15 protein-coding genes are annotated in these 21,585 nt (G+C 68.7%); 8 read left to right on the top strand and 7 right to left on the bottom strand.

The annotated features are described in order from the left end of the window. Positions 1-143: 143 nt before the first annotated feature. Both HOP12_13430 and HOP12_13425 read right to left on the bottom strand, forming a co-directional pair. Complete coding sequence (locus HOP12_13430) at positions 144-2,543, bottom strand: hypothetical protein (protein ID NOT35144.1); 2,400 nt, start codon at positions 2,541-2,543, stop codon at positions 144-146. 18 nt (positions 2,544-2,561) lie between these two features. Beyond that, the gene (locus tag HOP12_13425; GenBank protein NOT35143.1) at positions 2,562-4,424 is read right to left on the bottom strand and encodes an ABC transporter ATP-binding protein; all 1,863 of its coding nucleotides are present in this window, start codon (positions 4,422-4,424) and stop codon (positions 2,562-2,564) included. Here HOP12_13425 and HOP12_13420 point away from each other — a divergent pair. The 4 genes from HOP12_13420 to HOP12_13405 all read left to right on the top strand — a co-directional run bounded on the left by HOP12_13420 (position 4,344) and on the right by HOP12_13405 (position 8,981). Further along, entirely contained in the window at positions 4,344-6,620 is a 2,277-nt protein-coding gene (locus HOP12_13420; GenBank protein NOT35142.1) for a L,D-transpeptidase family protein, read from the top strand. The genes HOP12_13425 and HOP12_13420 overlap by 81 nt on opposite strands. An 87-nt stretch (positions 6,621-6,707) precedes the next feature. Next, complete coding sequence (locus tag HOP12_13415; protein NOT35141.1) at positions 6,708-7,235, top strand: T9SS type A sorting domain-containing protein; 528 nt, start codon at positions 6,708-6,710, stop codon at positions 7,233-7,235. Between the two features lie 19 nt (positions 7,236-7,254). Next, positions 7,255-8,322, top strand: coding sequence for a hypothetical protein (locus HOP12_13410; protein NOT35140.1), 1,068 nt, complete (start codon positions 7,255-7,257; stop codon positions 8,320-8,322). Continuing rightward, positions 8,301-8,981, top strand: coding sequence for a hypothetical protein (locus HOP12_13405; protein ID NOT35139.1), 681 nt, complete (start codon positions 8,301-8,303; stop codon positions 8,979-8,981). Before HOP12_13410 ends, HOP12_13405 begins: the two co-directional genes overlap by 22 nt. A 19-nt stretch (positions 8,982-9,000) precedes the next feature. On the opposite strand, the gene HOP12_13400 is transcribed toward HOP12_13405, so the two are convergent. Genes HOP12_13400 through HOP12_13390 form a run of 3 tightly spaced genes read right to left on the bottom strand, consistent with a single transcriptional unit; the run spans position 9,001 to position 14,624 of the window. Then, positions 9,001-12,174, bottom strand: coding sequence for a CHAT domain-containing protein (locus HOP12_13400; protein ID NOT35138.1), 3,174 nt, complete (start codon positions 12,172-12,174; stop codon positions 9,001-9,003). 16 nt (positions 12,175-12,190) lie between these two features. Continuing rightward, positions 12,191-14,014, bottom strand: coding sequence for a protein kinase (locus HOP12_13395; protein ID NOT35137.1), 1,824 nt, complete (start codon positions 14,012-14,014; stop codon positions 12,191-12,193). Continuing rightward, positions 14,007-14,624, bottom strand: coding sequence for a sigma-70 family RNA polymerase sigma factor (locus HOP12_13390; GenBank protein NOT35136.1), 618 nt, complete (start codon positions 14,622-14,624; stop codon positions 14,007-14,009). Before HOP12_13390 ends, HOP12_13395 begins: the two co-directional genes overlap by 8 nt. Before the next feature lie 189 nt (positions 14,625-14,813). Here HOP12_13390 and HOP12_13385 point away from each other — a divergent pair, with 189 nt between their 5' ends. The 3 genes from HOP12_13385 (at position 14,814) to HOP12_13375 (ending at position 18,687) form a co-directional block, all read left to right on the top strand. Further along, entirely contained in the window at positions 14,814-15,365 is a 552-nt protein-coding gene (locus tag HOP12_13385; GenBank protein ID NOT35135.1) for a T9SS type A sorting domain-containing protein, read from the top strand. Between the two features lie 38 nt (positions 15,366-15,403). Then, positions 15,404-16,819: a hypothetical protein gene (locus HOP12_13380; GenBank protein NOT35134.1), complete on the top strand. Its 1,416-nt coding sequence runs from the start codon at positions 15,404-15,406 to the stop codon at positions 16,817-16,819. Between the two features lie 62 nt (positions 16,820-16,881). After that, the gene (locus HOP12_13375) at positions 16,882-18,687 is read left to right on the top strand and encodes a hypothetical protein (GenBank protein NOT35133.1); all 1,806 of its coding nucleotides are present in this window, start codon (positions 16,882-16,884) and stop codon (positions 18,685-18,687) included. Positions 18,688-18,694: 7 nt separating this feature from the next. Here HOP12_13375 and ispG read toward each other — a convergent pair whose 3' ends face one another. Then, positions 18,695-19,951: a flavodoxin-dependent (E)-4-hydroxy-3-methylbut-2-enyl-diphosphate synthase gene (gene ispG / locus HOP12_13370; protein ID NOT35132.1), complete on the bottom strand. Its 1,257-nt coding sequence runs from the start codon at positions 19,949-19,951 to the stop codon at positions 18,695-18,697. A 176-nt stretch (positions 19,952-20,127) separates the two neighbouring features. On the opposite strand from ispG, the gene HOP12_13365 reads away from it, so the two are divergent. Next, entirely contained in the window at positions 20,128-20,733 is a 606-nt protein-coding gene (locus HOP12_13365; GenBank protein ID NOT35131.1) for a PorT family protein, read from the top strand. A gap of 20 nt (positions 20,734-20,753) precedes the next feature. Here the strand turns inward: HOP12_13365 and HOP12_13360 are convergent, their stop codons facing one another. Next, complete coding sequence (locus HOP12_13360; protein ID NOT35130.1) at positions 20,754-21,566, bottom strand: hypothetical protein; 813 nt, start codon at positions 21,564-21,566, stop codon at positions 20,754-20,756. Positions 21,567-21,585: the final 19 nt, after the last annotated feature.

Raw genomic sequence — 21,585 nt, 5'->3', positions numbered from 1 at the left:
GTGTCGAGTTCGATCGCGGCATGGGATCCCGGCGACTCTGCGTGCGGAGGTGTACGAACACATCGTGATGAGGCGCGCAGACTACACGAAAGCGCGGCTGCGCTCATCGCCGGTGCCGCGGCGCGAGATCGGGTGGGAGTGCGTCATTGCGGTCGTTCGGCGGGGCCGTAGAGCGGCAGCGAATCGAGCGGCCCGTACATGGCCGCGAGCGAATCCGCGAAACGCGCGGCAAGGATGCGGTCCCAGTCCGCGGCGTGATCGGTCTGGCAATAGCGGGTCGGCGCGGTGCCGGGAGCGAAGCGCAGCTGCATGACGCTCGGGCACTGTGCGCCCGCGCGATCGCCGGTCCATCCGTCGATCCATGCGGACTCGAGTGGTTCCTCGCCGGCGAAGGGCTGCGACGGCCAGCCTTCGAGCATCTCGCCGACCGCTGCCGCCCAGATCGGGAGCGCCACCCCGGCCGCGTCGCGGTGCAGGGTGCGCGGCCGGTCGAACCCGACCCACACGCCGGCAGCGAGATCCGGCGTGACACCCATGAACCAGGCATCGCGCTGATCATTGGTCGTGCCGGTCTTGCCGCCGACCGGAATCGTGAACTGGTAGGCCCAACGGAGCGGTGAGGCGATGCCGTACTCGACCACGTTTCGCAGCATGCCGCTCATGACGGCGGCGGTGGTCGGTGACAGCACGCGGGTGGCCGGGTGTTCGATGCGCATCACCGGCCGCCCGCGCGTATCGACCACGGCGCGCAGCGGCGAGGGCGCGTGTCGCACGCCGGCGGCCGGAAACACCGAGTAGGCGGCGGTCAGATCGAGCAGCGTGACCTCGTTGCTGCCGAGGCCGATGCTGGCGACCGGACGCATGTCCCGCAGCCCGAAGCGCTCGGCAAAGCGTGCGACTTCGCCGGGCCCCAGGGTATCGACGAGCGTCGCGGTCGCCACGTTGAGCGACAGGCACAGCGCGCGCGCCAGCGTCACGCGCGCGTGGTACTCGCCGTTGGCGTTCTGCGGTGTCCAGGCGTTTGCGCCGCGCCCGAACGTGCGGCGCAGGTCGGGAATGATCGAAGCCGGCGTGAATCGCGGTCCGCGACGCTCGGATTCGAGTGCGGCCGCGTAGACGATCGGCTTGATCGCCGAGCCACACTGCCGAAGTGCGCGGGTGGCGCGGTTGAAGTCGCCGCTCTGATAGCGGCGTCCGCCGACCATCGCGCGAATCTGACCGGTGCCGGGATCGAGCGCGACGAATGCGCCCTGCAGCGGGGCTTCGCGCGTGTCGGCGCCCCGCTGAGCAAGTCCGTGTGTGACGCGCGCTTCGGCTCCGAGCTGCCAGCCCAGGTCGAGCGTGGTGAAGATTGCGAGGCCGCCGCGCTGCGACCGTGATGCCGGCACCCCGCGCAGCGCCTCGCGCACGTGATCCACGAACGCCGGGAAGCGATCGGGTGAGGTGCGACCGGGGCGCCGCGGGAGCGGCGAACGCCGCACCCTCGACGCGGTCGCGGAGTCCACCACTCCGGCTGCGAGCATGTCGCGCAGCGCCATGTCGCGCCGCGCGGCTGCGAGCCGGCGATTGCGAAACGGTGACGCCGAGTTCGGCGCCGGCATCAGTCCGGCGAGCAGCGCAGCATCGGCCACATCGAGCGACTCGACCGGCACGTCGCAATAGAAGCGCGCCGCCTCGGCGATGCCGCCGAGGTTGCGGCCCTGTCCGCTGCCCCAGAACACCGAGTTGAGATACATCTCGAGGATCTGATCCTTCGAGAGCACCAGCTCGAGGCCCACCGCGGCCGCCATCTCGGAGAGCTTGCGCGACACGGTGCGTTCGGTCCCGAACCACAACCCTCGCGCGAGTTGCTGGGTGATCGTGCTGGCACCCTCCCGGACTCCGCCGGCACGCAGGTTCGTAAACACCGCGCGCAGGTTCGCTCGCGGATCGAGCCCCAGATGCTGCTGGAACCGTCGGTCCTCGCTCGCAACGATCGCGTCGCGAACCACCCGGGGCACGCGCTCGAGGTCGACCCAGGTGCGCAGCGTCGAGTTGCCGTCGGTCAGCCGCGCGATCAATACCGGCTCGAGCCGTGCCGGGTGCGCGAGGTCGGGAGCGAGGTACCCGCGCAGACCCCCGAGCCTGCGCACCGCGACCAGCCTCCCGTTCGCGATCGACAGCCGCAGCCGCTCGGGGCCACCGTAGCCGGCGGGGTCGTGCGCCGCGCTGAATCCGCGCACGACGATCGAGACCCCACGCGGGTCGACCCGATAGCTGCCGGGACGGGCTGGATCGCGCGCCGACCGCACGTAGCCGCGGGCGGCGAGCTGGCGCTCGAGGTAGGGCAGCGGCAGCACGCGACCGGGTTCGAACGCGACGCCGTCCGAGAACACGCGTGAGGGAAACGACCAGGCGGAGCCACTGCGCCGCAGCTCGCGGAGTGCCCGCACCGAGAGCAGGAACGGCACGCCGATCGCCGCCACGATCAGTGCGACGAGCGCGACGTGGAGGAGCAGGCGGCGATTTCGACGGCGGCGCAGGCCGATCGGGAACGGCGACATGGCAGCCCCGTGGAACGGCTAGGTGCGTGGCGCTGCGGTGCCCTCGCGTCCTGCAGCGGGCACCGTCACGGTCGGCAGGTCGGGCGTGAAGTCCTCGCCCGGATTGATGAAGCGATCGGTCTCGATCTGGTACTGGCGGTCGTAGAGCTCGCGATAGCGGCCACCGCGCGCGATCAGCTGTTCGTGGGATCCGCGTTCCACCACCTCGCCGTGCTCGATTACGAGGATCTGGTCGGCAGTGCGAATCGTCGAGAGGCGATGCGCGATCACGAACGAGGTGCGGCCGCGTCTCAGTGCGCGCAGCCCGTCCTGGATCTGCGCCTCGCTCTCGCTGTCGAGGCTCGAGGTCGCTTCGTCGAGGATCAGGATGCGCGAGTTCGCGAGGATCGCGCGTGCGATCGCGATGCGCTGGCGCTGGCCGCCCGACAGACGAATGCCGCGCTCGCCCACCACGCTGTCGTAGCCGTTCGGGAACTCCATGATGAATTCGTCGCAATGCGCGATGCGCGCCGCCTCACGGATCTCTTCGGGCCGCGCATCGGGCCGCGAGAAGCGGATGTTGTCGCTGACGGTCCCGTCGAACAGGAAGTTCTCCTGCAGCACCACCCCGAGGAACTGGCGGTAGTCGCGCAGCCGCAGCTGGGTCAAGTCGCGGCCGTCGAGCATCACGCGGCCCCGCTTCGGACGGTTGAAGGCCAGAACCAGGCTGATGATCGTCGACTTGCCGGAGCCGCTCGAGCCGACCAGCGCGGTCGTGGTGCCCGCCGGGACGTCGAACGTGATGCCGCGCAGCACCGGCACATCGGCGACGTACTCGAAGGTCACATCCTCGAAGCGCACGTCGCCGCGCACCTGGTCGACCGGCGCGAGCGAACGCTCCTCGTCGACTTCGGTGCTGGTGTTCAGCAGCTCGTGAATGCGATCGAGTCCTGCGAGCGCCTCGGTGATCTGGGTGCCGACCGAAGCAATCTGCACCAGCGGACCCGCCACCAGTCCGGTGAAGAAGATGTACATGAAGAACTCACCCAGCGTCATGCGCCCGTCGATGATCGCGCGCCCGCCGATCAGCGTCATGAGCACTCCGATCGAGCCGACGATGATGATCGAGAACGCGGTGATCCCCGACACTCCGGTCATCGACCCGGCGACGTTGCGCAGCAGCCGATGCGCGCCGCGCGCGAACACCAGCCGTTCGCGTTTCTCGGCGGTATAGGCCTTGACGATGCGAATGCCGCCGATCGTCTCGGTCAGCCGGCCGGTGACTTCGCCCTGGATCTTGCCGCGCTCGCGGAACAGGGGACGCAGCTTCGCGAACGCCACCGCCATCACGCCGCCGAACGCACCGAGCACCAGCAACATGAGCGTGGTGAGGTGCCAGTTGAGCCAGAACAGCACCCCGAGACCGATCACCGCGGTGATGAGTCCGCCCAGCAGCTGCACGAGTCCGGTGCCGACCAGGTTACGGATGCCTTCGGCATCGTTCATGACGCGCGAGATCAGCACGCCGGTCTGCGTCGAATCGAAATAGCGCACCGGTAACAGCGACACGTGGTGCTGGACCCGCTTGCGCATGTCCGAGATCGCGGCCTGTGCGGCCACGCCGAGCACCTGCGAATTCGCGAACGAAGTGATCGCCTGCACCAGCGTGGCGAGTCCCGAGTAGAGCGCGATCGGCCCCAGCATCGCGACCTGGCGCTTGCCGATCACGTCGTCGATCAGGATCTTCGAACACCACGGCATCACGAGCGAGGCGAGCTGCCCGACCAGCATCAGGCTCAAGCCGATCGTCAGGCGCTGGCGATGATGCCAGGCGAGCTCGCGTGCTTCGATCCAGGCGTTGTTGAAATTGGCTTTCTTACGGGGGGTCGCGAGGTCGCTCATGGAGTCTCGGGGCTCTCGTGGGCCCGGTCGCGGCGGCGCGGAACCGAGGGGTCGTGGAGTCGAAGGCGGCAGACTATCACGCCCGGAGCGGGCGTCGGTCACGTCTCGGTTCTCACACCCTGCGGCTTTGTCACCCTCGTGACGTATGGCAAGGTGGCGGACGTGTCTTCGACCGCAGAATTCCCCGATGGTGCCGAACTCGAAGCGCTGGTGCGTCTCGCGCTCGAGCGCCCGCAGTCGCCGATACGCGAAGCGCCGGCACGATGGGCGATCGTCGACGCCGCGCATCAGCGACTGATCGTGCTGGATCGCGATCGCGCGCTCGCTGCGTATCCGGTCTCCACTGCAGCGGCCGGGATCGGCGGGCAGTCGGGATCGTATCGGACGCCGCCGGGCTGGCATCGCGTCCACGCTCGGATCGGTGAGGATCAGCCGCTCGGGACGGTGTTCGAGAGCCGCGCCGCGACCGGCGCACACTGGAACGGCGAGGCGGAAGCCGCGGATCTGGTCCTGACTCGAATCCTGACGCTCGACGGCCTGGAGCCGGGAGTCAATCAGGGTGCCGAGGTCGACTCGCTGGCCCGCTACATCTATCTCCACGGGACCAACCACGAATCGCGACTCGGAGAGCCGTGTTCGCACGGCTGCGTGCGGCTCTCGAACGCGGACATGCTGCGCGCATTCGATGCGCTTCAGGACGGTGACCCGGTGGTGATCGTCGGCGAAGCGCACGCCGCTCTCGACTCGCGTGACGAATCCGCCCGGTCCGGCGCGCCGCCGATCCTTGCTCCGCTGCCCGATCCGTTCGGCCCCGTGCGATTCCACTACGCCGGCCTGGGTGGCAGCGGCATGAGCGCGCTGGCTCAGTTCCAGACCATGGCCGGAGGTGTGGCGAGCGGCAGCGATCGCGCATTCGATCGGGGCGAACGCAAAGAGCAGCGCGCCCAACTCGAGCGGCTCGGCATCACGATCGCGCCGCAGGATGGCAGCGGGGTGACCCGCGACTGCGCGGCGCTGGTGGTTTCGAGCGCGGTCGAGGCGGAGGTGCCCGACGTCGTCGCGGCGCGCGCGCTGCAGCTTCCGATCGTGCACCGCTCGGCGCTGCTCGCGCACTTCGTCGCTGCTCGCCGCACCATCGCGGTGGCAGGCACCAGCGGCAAGTCGAGCGTGGTCGGCATGATCTTCGAAATGTTGCGCGGAGCGGGGCGCGATCCCTCCGTGATCACGGGCGGGGAGCTGATCGCGCTGCAGCGCGATCGACTGGCCGGAAACGCGTGGGCCGGGAGCGGCAAGCTGCTGGTGGTCGAGGCGGACGAGAGCGACGGCTCGCTGGTTCGCTACCAGCCGGCGGTTGCGGTCGTGCTGAATCTTCAGAAGGATCATCGCGCGATGGACGAAGTCCAGGTCATGTTCCGCACCTTCGAGCGTCGCGCACTGGAAGCGTTCGTGTGCGGCGACGACCCGGCACTCGCGGCGCTGCGCCGCGAGGCGGCGGCGCGCGGGCTCGATGCGCGAAGCTTCGCGGCGGTCGAAGCGGTTGAGCTCGACCCGGATGGCTCCGAGTTCACGGTTGCCGGCGTACGGTTTCGGCTGCCGGCACCGGGCGCCCATAACCTCGAGAACGCGCGTGCCGCGATCGCCGCCTGTCAGGCGGTCGGCGTGCCGCTCGATGCCATGGTCACGCCGCTCGCCGAGTTCCAGGGCGTCGCGCGTCGCTTTCAGCAGGTGGGGCGAGGGCACGGCGTCGAAGTGATCGACGACTTCGCGCACAACCCCGCCAAGCTTCGAGCCGCGATTGCGACCGCGCAACGCCGCGCCGCACGGGTGTTCGCGATCTACCAGGCGCACGGCTACGGGCCGACGCGATTCCTGAGGCCCGATCTGGTGCAGGCGTTCGCCGAGGCGCTGCGGCCCGAGGATCGGTTGTGGCTGCTCGAGATCTTCTATGCGGGAGGCACTGCGGTGCGTGACTTTTCGGCCGCCGATCTGGTCGCCGAAGTCTCGGCCCGCGGCGCACGCGCCGAGTTCGCGCCCACGCGCGGCTGGCTGGTCGACCGACTTGCGACCGAGACTCGACCCGGCGATCTGGTGCTGGTGATGGGCGCACGCGATCCGAGTCTTTCCGATTTTGCGCTCGAAATCGCGACCCGGCTGGGGCTCGAAACCCCGGTCGCCCGCGCCCCGTCAGGGAGCTGAAAAGCCCCCCGGGGGTCCCAAGAACCCGGTGGAAAGACGCGCCGGGCAGGTCTAAGCTCCCGGGTGCCGAACAGCGGAACTCTCTCCATGCGACTCCTCCTCCGGATCCTGCCCGTCTGTCTGGCCGTGACGTTCGCGTCCGCGGCCCTCGCGGAGCGTGCCCCGGACGGCCCCTCCCTCGATGAGCGTCGCGTGGCCGCGAGTCGTCCGACCGCCCCGACGGCAAGCAGCGCCCCGACCGGCGAGGCGACGGTCGCCGCGATCACTGCGGCACTCACCGAATGGGCGCCGAAGCGGCCCAAGGTCCGGCGCGAGATCGAGACCCACTTCGTATCGCCGAACGATGTGAGTCGCGGTGTCGAGTTGCGCGGCGCGTTTCCGAACCCGTTCCGTTCGGAGACCGCGATTCGATTCGCGGTCCCGAGTGCAACGCCCGTCACCGTGCGACTCTTCGACGTGAGCGGAAAGCTCGTCCGCACGCTCATCGATGCCCAGCTGCCGGCCGGCGACCACAGCGCGATGCTGCGCTCCGAAGGGTTGTCCGCAGGTGTCTACTTCATTCAGCTGCGGGCCGGAGTGGTGCAGGCCTCGCGGCGCGTGGTGGTCATGCGATAGTTCGAATCGGGAGACCGCGATGTTCCGACGCTCGTTTGGACGCCGTTGCGCATGCGCGACGGCATTCTTTTTGATGTGCGTGGCGCCGGCCGTCGCGGACGCGAACCGTGCGCCCGGAGCTCCGGATCGCAACACCGCCGACTTCACGCAACGCATCGACGCGAACCAGCTCAGCATGGTGGTGAGCAACGTCGGCTCGTTCGGCTACGACCTGCTCACCGGCGGTGCCGGGCTCGAGTACCCGGGCGGCAGCGGGCGCACGGTACTGTTCGCGGGCGGCATCTGGGTGGGGGCGATGGTCGACGGGGCGCCGCGCGTCACGGTGGCCGAGTACGAAGCGGAATACGGTCCGGGACCGATCATCGGCGGACTGCCGGCCGACCCGACGGATCCGCGCTTCAAGGTCTACAAGCTGTTCCGCGACTATCCGAGCACCGCGGAGCGTGACGCCGCACGCGCCGACTACTTCGCGGGCGCGGTGCCGTTCGGAGCGCCTGCGATCGCCGTGCTGGGGCCGACCGGCCTCGCGATCCGCGGCGATCAGATGACCTGGAGCGTCGCGAACGACGCGGATGCCTCGCTCCACACGTCCCACGCCAGCCACTCCGCTCCGCTCGGCATCGAACTGCGCACCACATTCAATGCGTCGGCGGCCGCGTGGCCGTACTCGCGTGTGATCCTGGGCCGCATCGAGATCCGCAATGCCTCGACGCAGACGCTGGCCGCGGCGCGGGTCGGCGTGTGGCTCGATCCGGATCTCGGCGGCCATACCGACGATCTGGTGGCGTGCATTCCGGACACGGCGCTCGGCTACTGTTACAACGCGACCAATACCGACGCGATGTACGGATCGGCCCCACCGGCATTCGGCGTCCGGATCCTGCGCGTCACGGCCCCGGGACCGCCGGTCGCTGCGATGTCCGCGTTCTTCAGGTACGTGAACGGCACCGATCCGACGTCGGCCCTGCAGTGCTATCGGCAACTCGCGGGACTGGCGGCCGATGGTTCGCCGATCATCGATCCCACCTCGGGGTCGGACCGTTCGCGCTCGCGCCGGACCAGTCGGTGGCGATCGACTTCGTGCTGATCGTCGGACAGGACTCGAATCGGCTCGCCTCGATTCTCGACTTGAAGCGCATCTCGACCGCGATGCTGACCGCGTTCGACCTGCCGACCGCGACCCTCGCCTCGGTGATCGAATTGCGTGCTTCGAGCGAAGCGGCGCATCTGGCCTGGCAGCTCGGCGGCGATCACGTGGGCCTCGCTCGAGTCGAACGAGCGATCGCATCACGTGTCGACGAGTCACGCGGCGAGGAACGGTGGGCGCCGCTCGCGACCCTGATCCCTGACGGCCAGGATCGCGTTACCTTCGTCGATCTCGCACTCGAGTCGGGGCGCCGCTACGGCTACCGCCTGCGCGTCCCCGCGAACGATGACGGCGAAGTGGTCGGGGAAACGTGGCTCGAAGTTCCGGCCGCCGCCGGACTGGCGCTTCGAGTCGCAGCACCCGTGCCGCTTTCGGGTCGGATCTCGTTCGCGCTCGAGCTGCCGCGCAGCGGTGAGGCGCGGCTCGAGCTGTTCGATCTCGCCGGCCGGCGGCTCGAGCAGCTCCGCATCGAGGGTCGCGAGGCGGGCCTCCTCACGGTCGAGATGGGCGGCGAGCGAGGCCTGCGTGCCGGCGTCCACTTCGCGCGGTTGACGCAGGGCGAGCGGCAGGTCACTGCACGATTCGTCGTCGCGCGCTGACGCGAAGTTCGAGTTCCGCTCAGGGACCCGAATCGGCTCCGGCTGCCACGAATCCCGCCCAGTAGAACGGGTGCGCGCCCAGCCCGCGCGCGCGCCGATCGGTGAGTACTCCGAGCGAGGCGGCGCGAGCCGCCTCCGCGGTCGGACGGCCCTCGGACCAGCGAGCGCGATACAGCCGTGTCATCCAGTCGCGCGTCGTGTCGTCGTCCACCGGCCACAGGCTCGAGATGACCGTGCGCACGCCCGCCGCTCGGAACGCCCGGTGCAGGCCCTGAATGACCTCGACACCATTCGGATCGGATGAGCCCGTCGCACACGCCGACAGCACCGCCCACTCGACGCCATCGAGATCGAGGCTCATCACTTCCTCGCTCGTGAGCCACCCATCCTCACGTCCGGATGAGGAATCGATTCGTGCCGCGCCGGCCAGAGCCAGCGCCGCAAGTGTGGTGCCCGCAAGGGTGGCGCTGGTCCCGGTGATTCCGATCGATCGAGTCCCGCCATCGAACCGAATCGAGCGATCGGCGAACGACAGGCCATGGGTGGCGAGGTGCACGATGCGCTTGTGGGCCGAGAGCGACTTGAAGGCTTCTTCGGACGCGTCGAGTCCGGTCAGAACGATCGCCTGGTCGAGGCGCAGCCCGCCACGACTCGACCACAGTCGGCCGATTTCGGCGACCTCGTCCGCAGTCCCCGGCAGCGACTCGAGCGTCAATCCCTTCGCGTCTCGCAACTGCGATCGCAGCGCGATCAGATCGGAGAGCCGTGAGTCCGGCCGCTTCACAGCCGCAGGCGCACGGTCGTAAGCCGGAGCGCCGAGTGCGAGCAATCCACGTCCGAAGGTGGCTCCCGCGGTGAGCGGCGCAAGATCGCGCTCCGCGGTGAGGATCTGAATGAGCGGACCGTTCTCGACGATCCAGCCGTTCGATCCCTGGGGCAGGGCTGACAGATTGAGCGTCGCGATCATTCCATCCGGCACCACGCAGACCCTTGCACCGGAGCCGATCCAGGGCGCGAGCGGATCCCAGATCCGTGATCGGACTTGCGCGCCGAGCTGGCGAAAGCGGCGCCACGCCTGCGAGTCCGCAGCCGCGATCGGACGCTCGCACTGCTCGCGCCACTGGGTCATCAGGGTTTCGAGCTCGCGAGCCGTGCCGAGCGGCACGACCACCGGCTCACCGAACTCCGACGGCCGAACGAACGCGAGATACCTTGCTTCCCACACGGTGCCGAGTCCGGAATCGGCCGGCACCGGAGGGACGCGGTGTTTGTAACGGGCGTAGGCGACCAGCGACGCGTCGTGCGGGAGTGCCTCGAAGGCGGCTTCGAGGCCGGCCTCGCGCCGCCCGCGTTCGGTGCGATAGGGCGTGCTGACCTCGCCCAGAGCGCGCTCGGCGGCCTCGCGCCATCGTCGCACCTCGCCGATCACCCGCTCGAGCGAGTCCGATCGCTCGTGCTCGAGCGATCGCACCAGCAGTTTGGCCAGCGAGTCGCGTGCGGCCGCGAGTTCGGCGACGCGTCGTCGAGTGCCCGGTTCGTTCGACCGTATCGCCTGTCGAAGCTCGGTGCGCTGGTCGAGGACTGAGAGACGCGAGAACGCCAGCGCGGTCCAGGTCGTTCGCGCCGCGCCGCGGTCGAGTCCCGAGTCCGCCGCCGCGGTGAGCAGGAGATCGTTGCCGGAGCGCATGGTGGTGACGAACTGAAGCGCCTCGCGCTCCGACAATTCGAGCGCCGACTCCCGCAACACCTGCGAGGATCGGGACTGCAGGTCGAGTGCCGCGGCGAGGGCCGCGCGTCGATCGCCACGATCGTAGCGTGCCGTGACCCACGCCGCTTCGAAGTCCATCGTCTGGGGCGAGCGTGAACCGTAGAGGCTGTCCCGAATCGCGAAGGCCTGGTGGCTCAGCCGTTCTGCTTCGTCGCGATGCCCCAGCGCACCATGTACGGTCGCGATGCTGTTGAGCCGCTCGCACTCCCATGCCGGTCCGGCGGCGCGGCCGGCCTCGAGCAGCGGCACCAGAGTGGCCAGCGCTTCGGCGGGTCGCCCACGTGCCGAGCGCATGACGGCGAGTCGTCCGAGCGAAAAGAGCGTGTTGGGGTCTCGAGCGCCGATCGTGCGAGCGCGGATCTCCGCGGCCTCTCGGATTCGCAATTCCGCACTATCGAGCACCCCGGCCGAGAAGAAGCACTCCCCCGAAGCCGCGAGTGCCGTCGCCAGATTGGGGTGATCGGGCGGCAGGACGCGTCGGCCGATCGCGACCGCCATTTCGGACTGACGCCTCGCTCCGTCGAAGTCGCCCAGGGAGGCCAGAACGTCCGCCAGTCGGTAGCGCGCCAGGATTCCGCGCCAGTGCCAGAAACCGTTCACCGAATCCGACAATGCGAGCGCCCGCTCGCCGTGGTCTCTTGCCGCCAGATAGTCGCCGACCGCTGTGAAGCACTGGGTGAGTCCGCCGAGCAGATCGGCGCGCGTGTCGGGCTCGATGGTTCGCTCGCTCGCCAGCAGATTCAGCCCTTGCTGATAGGCTCGAATCGAGGCGGGCCAGTCGCCGTGCAACGCGTTTCCGAGCGCGTGGTAAAGGCGTGCATGCGAGCTGCCCGGACCTCGATAGCGCTCTCGAATTTCGATCGCCGTCCGGAATTGGTCCGCTGCGGCCGGCGACTGCAACGCGCTCAGGACACGTCCCAGCATCACGTGAGCGGCTAGCAGGCGAGTGGTGTCCGAGGGCGCGTGAGCGTGAAGCAGTGCGAGGCTCTCCTCGCATCGCACGCGCGCTTCGGAGGCTCGAAAGCGATTGTGGCTCACCCGCGCCGCGTGCAGCAGCGTGCGGGCGAGTGCCGCCGAGTCGGCGTTTGCACGCCGAATCGCGATCGCCCGCACCGCGAGTGACTCCGCCTCGACCGGAACCGGTGGGGATCCGAACGATTCGAGCAGCAGGTCGATCGCGGCAGCAACCGGCGGGCCGTTCGGCCCGTGCAGGCGTTCGAGCCCCGGGAGCGCTGAGCGCGCGAGGCTCTCGGCTGCGGCGGCGCGTCCGGCCCGAGCCAGGTCGATGGCGCGGACGAGAACCGTGTCCGGTGAGTCGCTGCTCGCGGCCTGCGGGGTGGACGCGCGGGCGGCGGAACCGACCACGACCGCGATCGAGATCAGTCCGGCGCCGACGAGGTGTCGCACGCATCGCCGGGATCCCATGGACGACCTCTCCTGGTTAGCGCATCGGATTCTCGAGCACGAACAGGCGCATCCACACCGGTGTTCGATTTTCGCCAAGGTGGCGGGCGAGTGCCTCGAGCCGACTCTCCTGCAGGCGGGGTCGGATCGAATCCCGCGCGATGCCGGTGATTCCGCGCAGCTCGAGCAGTGCTCGCTCACCGACCGCAGGATACTCCACGACTGCTCCCTCTCGCGGCGGTTCCGCAGTCGCGAGGACACCTTCGATCGAGGGGAGTCGCTGTCGCCCGGCGAGCACCAGAATCCGCTCGCGCCCGCCGGCGCTCGTCACCTGCCAGTTCAATTGCTCGCCGTCGTGGCGGCCCGGCAGGCGATGGGAGGCGCCCGGTGCGAGCGCCTCACGGTCTCCCGCTGTCAGCGGATAGAGCGCGACGACGCTGCCGTGATCGTCTTCGCCCAGGACATAGACATGAATCGGCTCGGCGCTCGTGACTTCGAGCCCGAGGCGATCACCGGGCCTGATCCGATCGCCGCTTCGGACCGCTTCCCGTACGTCACCATTGACCAGGAAAAGAGTCACATCGACGCGCTCGAGCGGACCCCGAGCCGGCCTGCTCACGCTCGCGCCGGGGGCCGGCGAAGCGGTTGGCGAGTCCTCCGCGGGATCTCTCGTCGGCTCGACGCGAGGCTCGGCGGTCAGGAGCGGGGGTGCTGCGTTGCTCGACTCCGAGGTTCGAGACGTGGTTGCGCGCTCGCGCAGCGCGACCACCCCGACGGTCATGAGGAGTGCGATCGCCGCCGAAACGAGCACCAGCCGCCGCATGACCTTCGCGGCGGGTCGGGAGGTCCGTGAGCGAATTTCCGCACCGAGCGCCTGCTCCATTTCGGCGGCGCTCGCGAAACGGCGAGCCGGGTCGAGTTCGAGCGCCCGTTCGACGAGCTCGACGAAGCCGCGCGGCAAGTCCGGCCGCGCGCTCCGAAGCGGGGTCCGCTCGCCGCGGGAGACGCGGTCTCGCAACTCTCCGAGTGAATCGGCTTCGAACGGGTAGCGACGCGCGACCAGGCGGTAGAGCAGTACACCGACCGCGTAGAGATCCGATGCGACGGATGCGGGATCACCCCGCAACAGCTCGGGCGCCGCACCGAGCGGTGTTCCGAACGCCGCATCGGTGCCTGGCTCGCGCGCGGATCCGAAGTCCATCAGCACGATGCGGCCCGAAGCTCGCGTGTCGGTCGACGACGCTCCGGCGCGCATCACGTTCGTCGCCTTGACGTCGCCGTGCACCAGTCCCGCGGCGTGCACGGCGGCCAGTGCCGCGCAGACGTCCATTCCGATGATGGAGGCCTCGCCTGCGCCGAAGACGCCCTGGACGGTCAGCGCTTCCTCCAGCGTGCGACCCGCGATGAGCTCCGTCCAGATGCCGGCACGGCCATCGTGGACGTCGGCGCCATAGACGTTGAGCACGTTGGGGTGCCGGACACTCGCCAGTCGTCGTGCTTCGAGCAGCCATTGCAGAGTCCCCGACGAATCGGCTCCGCCTTCGGAGCGGCGCAGCTTGAGCGCGACCATGCGCTCGAGCTTCGGATCCCACGCCGCGAACACCTCGCCGAACCCGCCGGCTCCCAGTTGCTTCAAGGCGCGCAGCGTTCCCCATTCGAAGAGGGTCTTGCCGGGATCCGGTTCGGCAGGCTCGACCGGCTGCTCGCTCTGTTCGGCGACCTGCGCGAGGATCCGCAGCTGCGTGAGCGCAGGCTCGAGGTCGGGCGACTCGGCGAGCGCACGCTCCCAATCCACCGGCCGCGCGTCGCTCACCACCAGTGCCAGTTCGACCAATCGCGGATCTTCCTTCGCCCTAATCACGCATCTCCTCCGCGAGGACCGCGAGCGAGCGCGCGACCAGCATGCGCGCCGCGTTCGCCGTCGGCTTGCCGAGCGCCTCGGCGATACGGGCGTGGTCGTAGCCGAGCTCGATCCGCAGGATCACGGCCTCGCGCTGTTCCGCGGAGAGCCGAGCCAGCGCGCGCTCGTAGCGATCGAGTGCTTCTCGGCCCAGCAGCTCCTCGAGCGCCGACGGCCGCGGATCCGGAATCTCGTGTTCGAACTGCACCGCCGGTCGGCGGCGCGCCACCCGACGGATCTCGTCCCGCACCGCGTTCATCAGAATCTGGCGCAGGTAGCCGAGAAACGCTCCCTCGCCGCGAGGCTCGAACGCATCCAGTCGGGCGAAGGCCCTCATCAGAGTCACCTGGACGATGTCCGGCGTGTCGGAGAGATCACGCGCTCCGCGCGGCAGGCGCTGATGGGCCCAACGCGTGAGGATCGGGATGAAGCGCGCGAACAGGCGCTCGTGCGCTTCCCGATCGCCGCCACGAGTTCGCTCGAGCAGCACCGCCGTGCTCTCGAGCGGGTGGCTCGCACCACCCGCGGCGTCCCAGGCGCGAGGACCGCCCTTCGCTTCATTCGGTTCCACGCTCCATTCAACGGCGTTCCCTTCGATCGCGTCAAGATTCGGGTGCCACGTCCCCGGGGTGTGCGAACGGGAAACGCCGGTCGCGGTCCGATCGCACGCATCGAGGTCGTACGAAGCGTGTGCGATTCCGGCTCGGTCGACGTTTCCGGGGCGACCCGACCTCAGGCCACTTCTCTCACCGGAGGACGAATGAATGCTCCAACCGCACGGATCGCCTTGTTGCTCGTTGTCTTGCTGACCGGCCGTGCCGAGGCGCAGTCCGGTGGAGCCTATTCGCTCGGCTGGAGTTCGCTGGACGGCGGCGGGCAGACGCTCGCCACCGGAGGGCTCTACCGAATCGCCGGGAGCCTTGGCCAGGCGGAGGCCGGAAAGCTCACCGGTGGCCTCTATTCGCTGAGCGGAGGCTTCTGGACTCCACCTTCAGCCGGGGCCGTCGATGCGCCGGTGACCGAAGCGATCCCGCGCGTATTCGCCACCCGACCCGCGGCCCCGAATCCCTTTCGAACCACGACCACCCTGGCGTTCGAGCTGCCCGCCACGCGCCATGTCGATGTGGCGGTGCATGGAATCGATGGTCGGTTGGTGCGTCGCCTGATCGACCACGAGCTGACCGCCGGCCGTCACCGTGCCGTGTGGGACGGGCGGGATGAGCGCGGCCAGCTCGTCGCGTCCGGCGTGTACTTCGCGCGCATTCGTGCCGGCGAGTCGACCTCGACGCTGCGTGTCGTGCGTCTCGACTGACCCAGCCCACCCTCTCTCTCGGACCCAGGAGTCGTCTCATGAAACGGTCGTTGATTTCCGTCTTTGCGGTCTTGTTGATTGCGATGCCGTGCTTCGCGGCGCCGCTCGGCAACTCCATCACCTATCAAGGGCAACTGGTCAGGAACAGCACGCCCTATGCAGGCAACGCCGATTTCGTCTTCCGGCTCTTCAACGCGGTGACGGGCGGAACCCAGGTCGGCGGTTCTCTCAGCATCGCCGCGCTGCCGGTTGCCGCCGGTCTGTTCACGGCCGAGCTCGACTTCGGCGCGGTCTTCGACGGCACCGCGATGTGGCTCGACGTGCAGGTCAAGACGCCGGGCGAGGGCTCGTACACCACGCTCACGCCGCGCGTGAAGCTGACCGCGGCGCCCTACGCGCTGCGCGCGCTGAGTTCGGCCGGCGTCAGCCAGTGGGTCTCGAGTGGTCCGGACCTGACCTACTCCACAGGCGGCGTGGGCGTGCTCGGCGCATCATCGCCATTCGGCGGCAGGGGCCTCTATCTCGAGGCCTACGATGGCGGGTCGCACATCTTCAGCTACAACTACAACACCAACACAGCACTCCCTCTGATCCTGAACTCTCCGGGCGGCAGTGTCGGCGTCGGGACCGCACCCGACGTGCGCACGAAGATCCATGCGGTGGGCGGTACGGTTTCGATCTGGGGCCAGGCGACCGGGAATAGCCTCGTTTCCGGCTACCAGTGCGGAGTCTACGGTGTGGGCTTGCGCGGCTCCGGTACGTTCGCAGCGGATGCCGCCGGCGTGATCGGTGCGGCCGACTTCGGCACCGGCGTCTTCGGCGTCACCACGAACTCCGGCAACGGCGTTTCCGGCCAGAACAACACCACCTCGACTCAGGGCTGGCTGGGTGGCCCGGCGGTCGGAGTGGCGGGACGGGTCACGAACTCCGCGCACTTCGGCGGCTACTTCGAGAACATCGCCGCGGGTGGCGTCGCGCTCCGCGCGGTCGGACTCGCTCAGGTGAACAAGCTTCAGATTCTCGGCGGTGCGGACATCGCCGAACCCTTCGATGTCGCTTCGTCGGACGGTGTGAAGGCCGAACCCGGTTCCGTGGTGACGATCGATTCCGATCATCCGGGCGAACTGCGTGTCAGCGACCGACCCTACGACGAGCGGGTCGCCGGCGTGATCTCGGGAGCGAACGACCTCGAACCGGGGATGGTGTTGAAAGCCGAAGGCAACCCGCTGGGAGATGGCGATCATCCGGTCGCGCTCACCGGCCGGGTGTGGTGCAAGGTGGACGCCTCGTTCGGTGCGGTACGCCCCGGAGATCTGCTCACGAGTTCGTCGACGGCCGGTCACGCGATGAAGGCGTCGGACCTCGAGCGGCGGTCGGGTGCCGTCATCGGCAAAGCGATGACGGCGCTCGAGGCCGGGCGCGGGCTGGTGCTCGTGCTCGTGAGCCTCCAGTGACCCGGCGTCCCGTGAAGTGCGATGGTGCCGGACCCGAATCCGGAACCGGGCTGCGAGCCGTCGTGGCGTGTGTGCTTGGAATGCTGGTGTGCGCTTCCGGTGCGACCGCGCAATCGGCTCGAAGTGCGCCGCGCGAGACGGCCGTCGCCAAACTCGCCGAAGTCCTGGCGACGCTCCCCTCGGGAGCCGTGTCCGAAGTACGCACGTCGTGGACGGACGACGGAGTTCTCCACTACCTGGGGGCTCCGGCGGGCCAGGCCTTCGCGGCTCCCCGGCGCGTCGCGGATCGTCCCGAAGTCGCGGCGACCAGCTTTCTCGCCGATCACGCCGTGCTGTTCGGACTGCGCGACGATGTGGGCTTCCGACTCCGTCGAATGAACCCGGCGGCGGAACGCCGCTACCTCAAGCTCGAACAGACCGTGAGCGGCATCCCGGTCTTCGGTGGTGAGCTGGTGGTTCAGATGTCGCTCGACGACGGCATCGAGGCCGTGCTCGGCAATGTCGCGCGCGGGAGTTCGATCCCCCCGGCAGGCGCGGCGGCGCCGGCGCTCGACGCTACGCGGGCCGCGAGTTCAGCCCGCGCGATCGCGATCGGGCGCGGGGCCACCGCCGAGTTCACCGCCTCCGAACCGCAACTCACGTGGTTCGTGCCCGCGGTGATGCGCGAGTCGGGGGAGAACCGTCTGGCGTGGCTCCTCGAAGTGCGCGATCCGAACGTACCGGCGCTCAACGCGCGCTGGCTGCTGAGCGCGACCGACGGCTCGCTGGTGCGCGAGTACTCGAGGCACTATGAAGCGATCGCGCGGCGGATCCACGACATGGCCGGCAATGCGGCCAATAACCCGCCGCCGATCGTTCGAGAAGAGGTCGATCCGGCGACCGGGATCCCGGATGCCGACGACACGTACGACCTCCTCGGCGACTCCTATTCTTTCTATCAGAGTCGGCACGGGCGCGACAGCTTCAATGGCATCGGCGCGACGATCGTCTCGTGGGTGCGGGTGTGCGTCGGGGGGCCGACTCCCGCGTGTCCGTGGGCGAACGCGAGCTACTTCGGGAATCTCATTCAAGTCGGCGCGGGGTTTGCCGAGGACGACATCCTCGCGCATGAGTTCACGCACGGCGTGACCGACTACGAGTCCGACCTGATCTACAGCGACGAGTCGGGCGCCATCAATGAGTCGTTTTCCGACATCTGGGGCGAGTACGTGGACCTCGCCAACGGTCGCGGAAATGACGCCGACAGCGTTCGCTGGCTCATCGGTGAGAATCTTGCGGTCGGTGGCGCGTTCCGCGACATGAAGAACCCGCCGAACTACTCGCACCCGGATCGCCGCAACAGCCCGCTCTACTTCACCGGTACCGCGGACGCCGGCGGCGTCCACACGAACAGCGGAGTCAACAACAAGCTGTGCTTCCTGCTGACCGACGGAGGAACCTTCAACGGACAGACGGTCGGCGGCCTCGGGATCGACAACGTCGCGCGGCTCTACTACGAGGCCCAGGTCAACCTGCTCGTGGCCTCATCGGGGTGGAGCGATCTCTACGCGGCACTCCTGCAATCGGCGCTGAACCTGGGCTGGAACGAGACTTCCCAGAACAGCGTCTACTTCGGCTGCCGGGCCGTCGAGATCACCGGCCCGGGTCGCGCGCTCTACGCGAATCGCTTCAGCCCCTGCCCGATCCAGATCGGCCTCTCGACCTGCGCGTTCCCGTACGGGCCGTTCCTGACCATTGCCGGCGCCATCGCGGCGTCGCGTCCGGGCGACACGGTGGGCGTCTTCGCCGGTCCCTATCCCGAACTGCTGAACAACGCCAAGGCGGTGACGATCGAAGCGATCGGAGGCACCGTGACGATCGGACCGTGAGCCGCGGTCAGCGTCGCGTCGCCGCGGTTCCGAAACGCGCCTCGACGTATTCGTCCAGCATGCGCGCGAAATCCGCAGCGATCGCATCACCCTTGAGCGTGAGCTTGAGCTTGCCGTCGACGAACACCGGCGCGCGCGGATCTTCGCCGGTTCCGGGCAGCGAGATGCCGATGTCGGCGTGCTTGCTCTCGCCCGGCCCGTTCACGATGCAGCCCATCACCGCGATCTTGAGTTCCTCGACTCCGGGGTAACTCTCACGCCACTCGATCATGCGGCGCTGGATGTGCGCCGTGACCTGGGTCGCGAGCTCCTGGAAGAACGTGCTGGTGGTGCGCCCGCAGCCCGGACACGAGGTGACCTGCGGCGTGAAGTGCCGCAGCCCCAGGGACTGGAGAATCTGCTGGCACACGCGAACTTCGTCGGCGCGGTCGCCGCCCGGCGAAGGGGTGAGGCTGGTGCGGATGGTGTCGCCGATTCCTTCGTAGAGCAGCACCGCGAGTGCGGCGGTGGTGGCCACGATGCCTTTGGTGCCGAGGCCGGCCTCGGTGAGGCCCAGATGCAGCGGATAGTCGCAGGCCGCGCCGAGCGCCCGATAGACCGACACCAGGTCGCGCACGTCGCTGACCTTGGCGGAGAGGATGATGCGGTCGTGAGGCTGGCCGCAGCGTTCCGCCAGTTCAGCCGAGCGCAGCGCGCTTTCGCGCATCGCCTCGAGCACCACCTCGCGATCGGCCATGGGTGCCGCGCGGCGGGCGTTCTCGTCCATCAGATGCGTGAGCAGCGTGCGATCGAGCGAGCCCCAGTTCACACCGATGCGCACCGGCTTTCCATTCGCGACCGCGACCTCGATCATGCGGCGAAAATTGTCGTCGTGCTGGTTGCCGACGCCGACGTTTCCCGGATTGATGCGGTACTTGGCGAGCGCGCGCGCGCAATCCGGGAACTCGGTCAACAGCAGGTGGCCGTTGTAGTGAAAGTCGCCGACCAGCGGTGCCGTCACTCCGCGATCGTCGAGCTGCCGGCGGATCTCGGGCACGGCTGCCGCGGCCTCGCGAGTATTCACCGTGATGCGGACCAGCTCGGAGCCCGCCGCGGCCAGCTCGGCGGCCTGTCGAGCGGTCGCGGCGGGGTCCTCGGTCGGAGTGTTCGTCATGGACTGCACGACCACCGGGTGCCCGCCGCCGATGGCGACCTCGCCGACGCGGCAGACCACGGCCGGCCGGCGCCCGGAAGCGCGCGTTTCATCGATACGAATCAAGGGCATGGCCGCGAGGATAGGGGGGGGCCGAAACCCGCGCAAACCCCGCCCGTAGTAGGCCCGCAGCGCGCTCGGACAGGTACCTCGGGTTTGTCTCGAGTGCGTTCCTGTTGTACCTGTTCCCGCCCGCTCGGGCGGTCCGCTCGGATTCGCTCCCTGAACAGCACTCATTCGGAGGTGTCATGAAGTTGCGTTCGGCATTTCTTTCAGTCGTGTTCGTCGCGGCTGCGGCAGTACCCGCTTCGGCGGCGGGATTCACGGGCGGCGTGAACGCCGGCTTCGGCATGCCGATCGGTGACCTGAGCGACGTCGCCTCGACGGGCTTCAATCTGGGCCTGTTCGGCGAGCAGATGATGAACGACCACATCGCGATCGGCGGCGAAATCGGATTGCAGAGCTACGGCGGCAATGACGACTTCGAGAAGGACCTTTCGAGTCTTGCCTCTGAGAACGTCGACTTCACGCTGCGCGCGGTGCCGGTGCTTGCGTACGGCAAGTTCGTGCTCGGTGCTCAGGGCACCGCGCTACCGTTTCTGCGTGCCGGGCTCGGGCTCTATCACCTGACTGGAAAGACCGAAGGGGAGACCTTCGATGCCGACGACAGCGAGACCAAGTTCGGACTGAACTTCGGCGGTGGTGCCGCGTTCAAAGTAAACGACTCGCTCACCTGGGGCATCGACGGCCTGTACCACTACATCCTGGGCGCGGCGTCGGACGGCTCGGGCGACGAGTCCGCGGGCTCGATCGTGACGGTCCGCGGCTCGCTGGCGTTCGCCTTCACGAAGTAATTTCGCGCGCGGCTCACCGGCTAGGCGGTCCGTCCGCGGGGCATCGCGAATGGATTGGGGCGGCGGTGAGCCGCGACCCGCGGCTCGAGTTCGCGGTGCAACGCGTCGAGCGCCGACTGCATGCGTGTACGCAATTCGCTCACGAGCCGAGTGGTCGTGACCTCGGGATCGGCGATCAGATCGTGCGGCTCGATTGCGAGCGGCTCCGGCACCCGGAGGTGCGCGATTCGCGGGGCGCACGCCACGGGCACGACTGCGTGGAAGCGATCGCGCGCGGTGCGCGTGAGCAGCCAGACGCGCAGACGCTTCAAACTCTCTGCGATCTGCTCCTGCGTGAGTGTGGCTGCGCCGTAACGCTCGGCGGTGAACGCCGACAGCCGATCGATCTCGCGGAGCATCGCGAGATCCTCACGCCGCTGATCCACCGTCGCGTCGGCGCGTTCGCGAATCGAGCGGCGCAGTGCGTGCAGGCGACGCCTGAACTCGGTGTCTCCACCCGCGCCGTGACGCGTCTCGAGGCGCTCCAGCAGGCGATCGCGCAGTTGCGCCTGAGCTGCGAAGAACTGAGTGCCGCTCGCCAGTTCGGCGTCGGTTGGGGCGGACTCGCCGAAGCGCTCGTGGCGTTGCCGGAGCACTCCGCGTTGCAGTCGTGCGAAGCGCTGCTCGATCGAGCCCGCCGAAGCGAGCCGTAACGCGCGCTCGAGGTGGCTCGACTCACGCTCGAGTCCTGCGGTCGCGCGGCGCTTGAAGATCAGCGCCCACACCAGCGGCACCACGAAGACCGGGCGCGCATCGCCGGCGGCGCGCGCGCGCCGTGCGGTTTCGAGCGCCATCGAAACCGCTCCCGGCAAC

The organism is Candidatus Eisenbacteria bacterium (assembly GCA_013140805.1).
Lineage (GTDB): Bacteria > Eisenbacteria > RBG-16-71-46 > RBG-16-71-46 > RBG-16-71-46 > JABFRW01.
The sequence above is the reverse complement of the archived record's forward strand: the minus strand, read 5'-3'. Positions and strand labels throughout refer to the sequence as shown.

What these genes read in the sequence shown, in the direction of transcription:
- HOP12_13380 (NOT35134.1), top strand. Translation starts at nt 15,404, where the DNA reads ATGAAACGGTCGTTGATTTCCGTCTTTGCGGTCTTGTTGATTGCGATG.
- HOP12_13415 (NOT35141.1), top strand. Translation starts at nt 6,708, where the DNA reads ATGCGACTCCTCCTCCGGATCCTGCCCGTCTGTCTGGCCGTGACGTTC.
- HOP12_13410 (NOT35140.1), top strand. Translation starts at nt 7,255, where the DNA reads ATGTTCCGACGCTCGTTTGGACGCCGTTGCGCATGCGCGACGGCATTC.
- HOP12_13365 (NOT35131.1), top strand. Translation starts at nt 20,128, where the DNA reads ATGAAGTTGCGTTCGGCATTTCTTTCAGTCGTGTTCGTCGCGGCTGCG.
- HOP12_13425 (NOT35143.1), bottom strand. Translation starts at nt 4,424, where the DNA reads ATGAGCGACCTCGCGACCCCCCGTAAGAAAGCCAATTTCAACAACGCC.
- HOP12_13420 (NOT35142.1), top strand. Translation starts at nt 4,344, where the DNA reads ATGATGCCAGGCGAGCTCGCGTGCTTCGATCCAGGCGTTGTTGAAATT.
- HOP12_13385 (NOT35135.1), top strand. Translation starts at nt 14,814, where the DNA reads ATGAATGCTCCAACCGCACGGATCGCCTTGTTGCTCGTTGTCTTGCTG.
- HOP12_13360 (NOT35130.1), bottom strand. Translation starts at nt 21,566, where the DNA reads ATGGCGCTCGAAACCGCACGGCGCGCGCGCGCCGCCGGCGATGCGCGC.
- HOP12_13430 (NOT35144.1), bottom strand. Translation starts at nt 2,543, where the DNA reads ATGTCGCCGTTCCCGATCGGCCTGCGCCGCCGTCGAAATCGCCGCCTG.
- ispG (NOT35132.1), bottom strand. Translation starts at nt 19,951, where the DNA reads ATGCCCTTGATTCGTATCGATGAAACGCGCGCTTCCGGGCGCCGGCCG.
- HOP12_13400 (NOT35138.1), bottom strand. Translation starts at nt 12,174, where the DNA reads ATGGGATCCCGGCGATGCGTGCGACACCTCGTCGGCGCCGGACTGATC.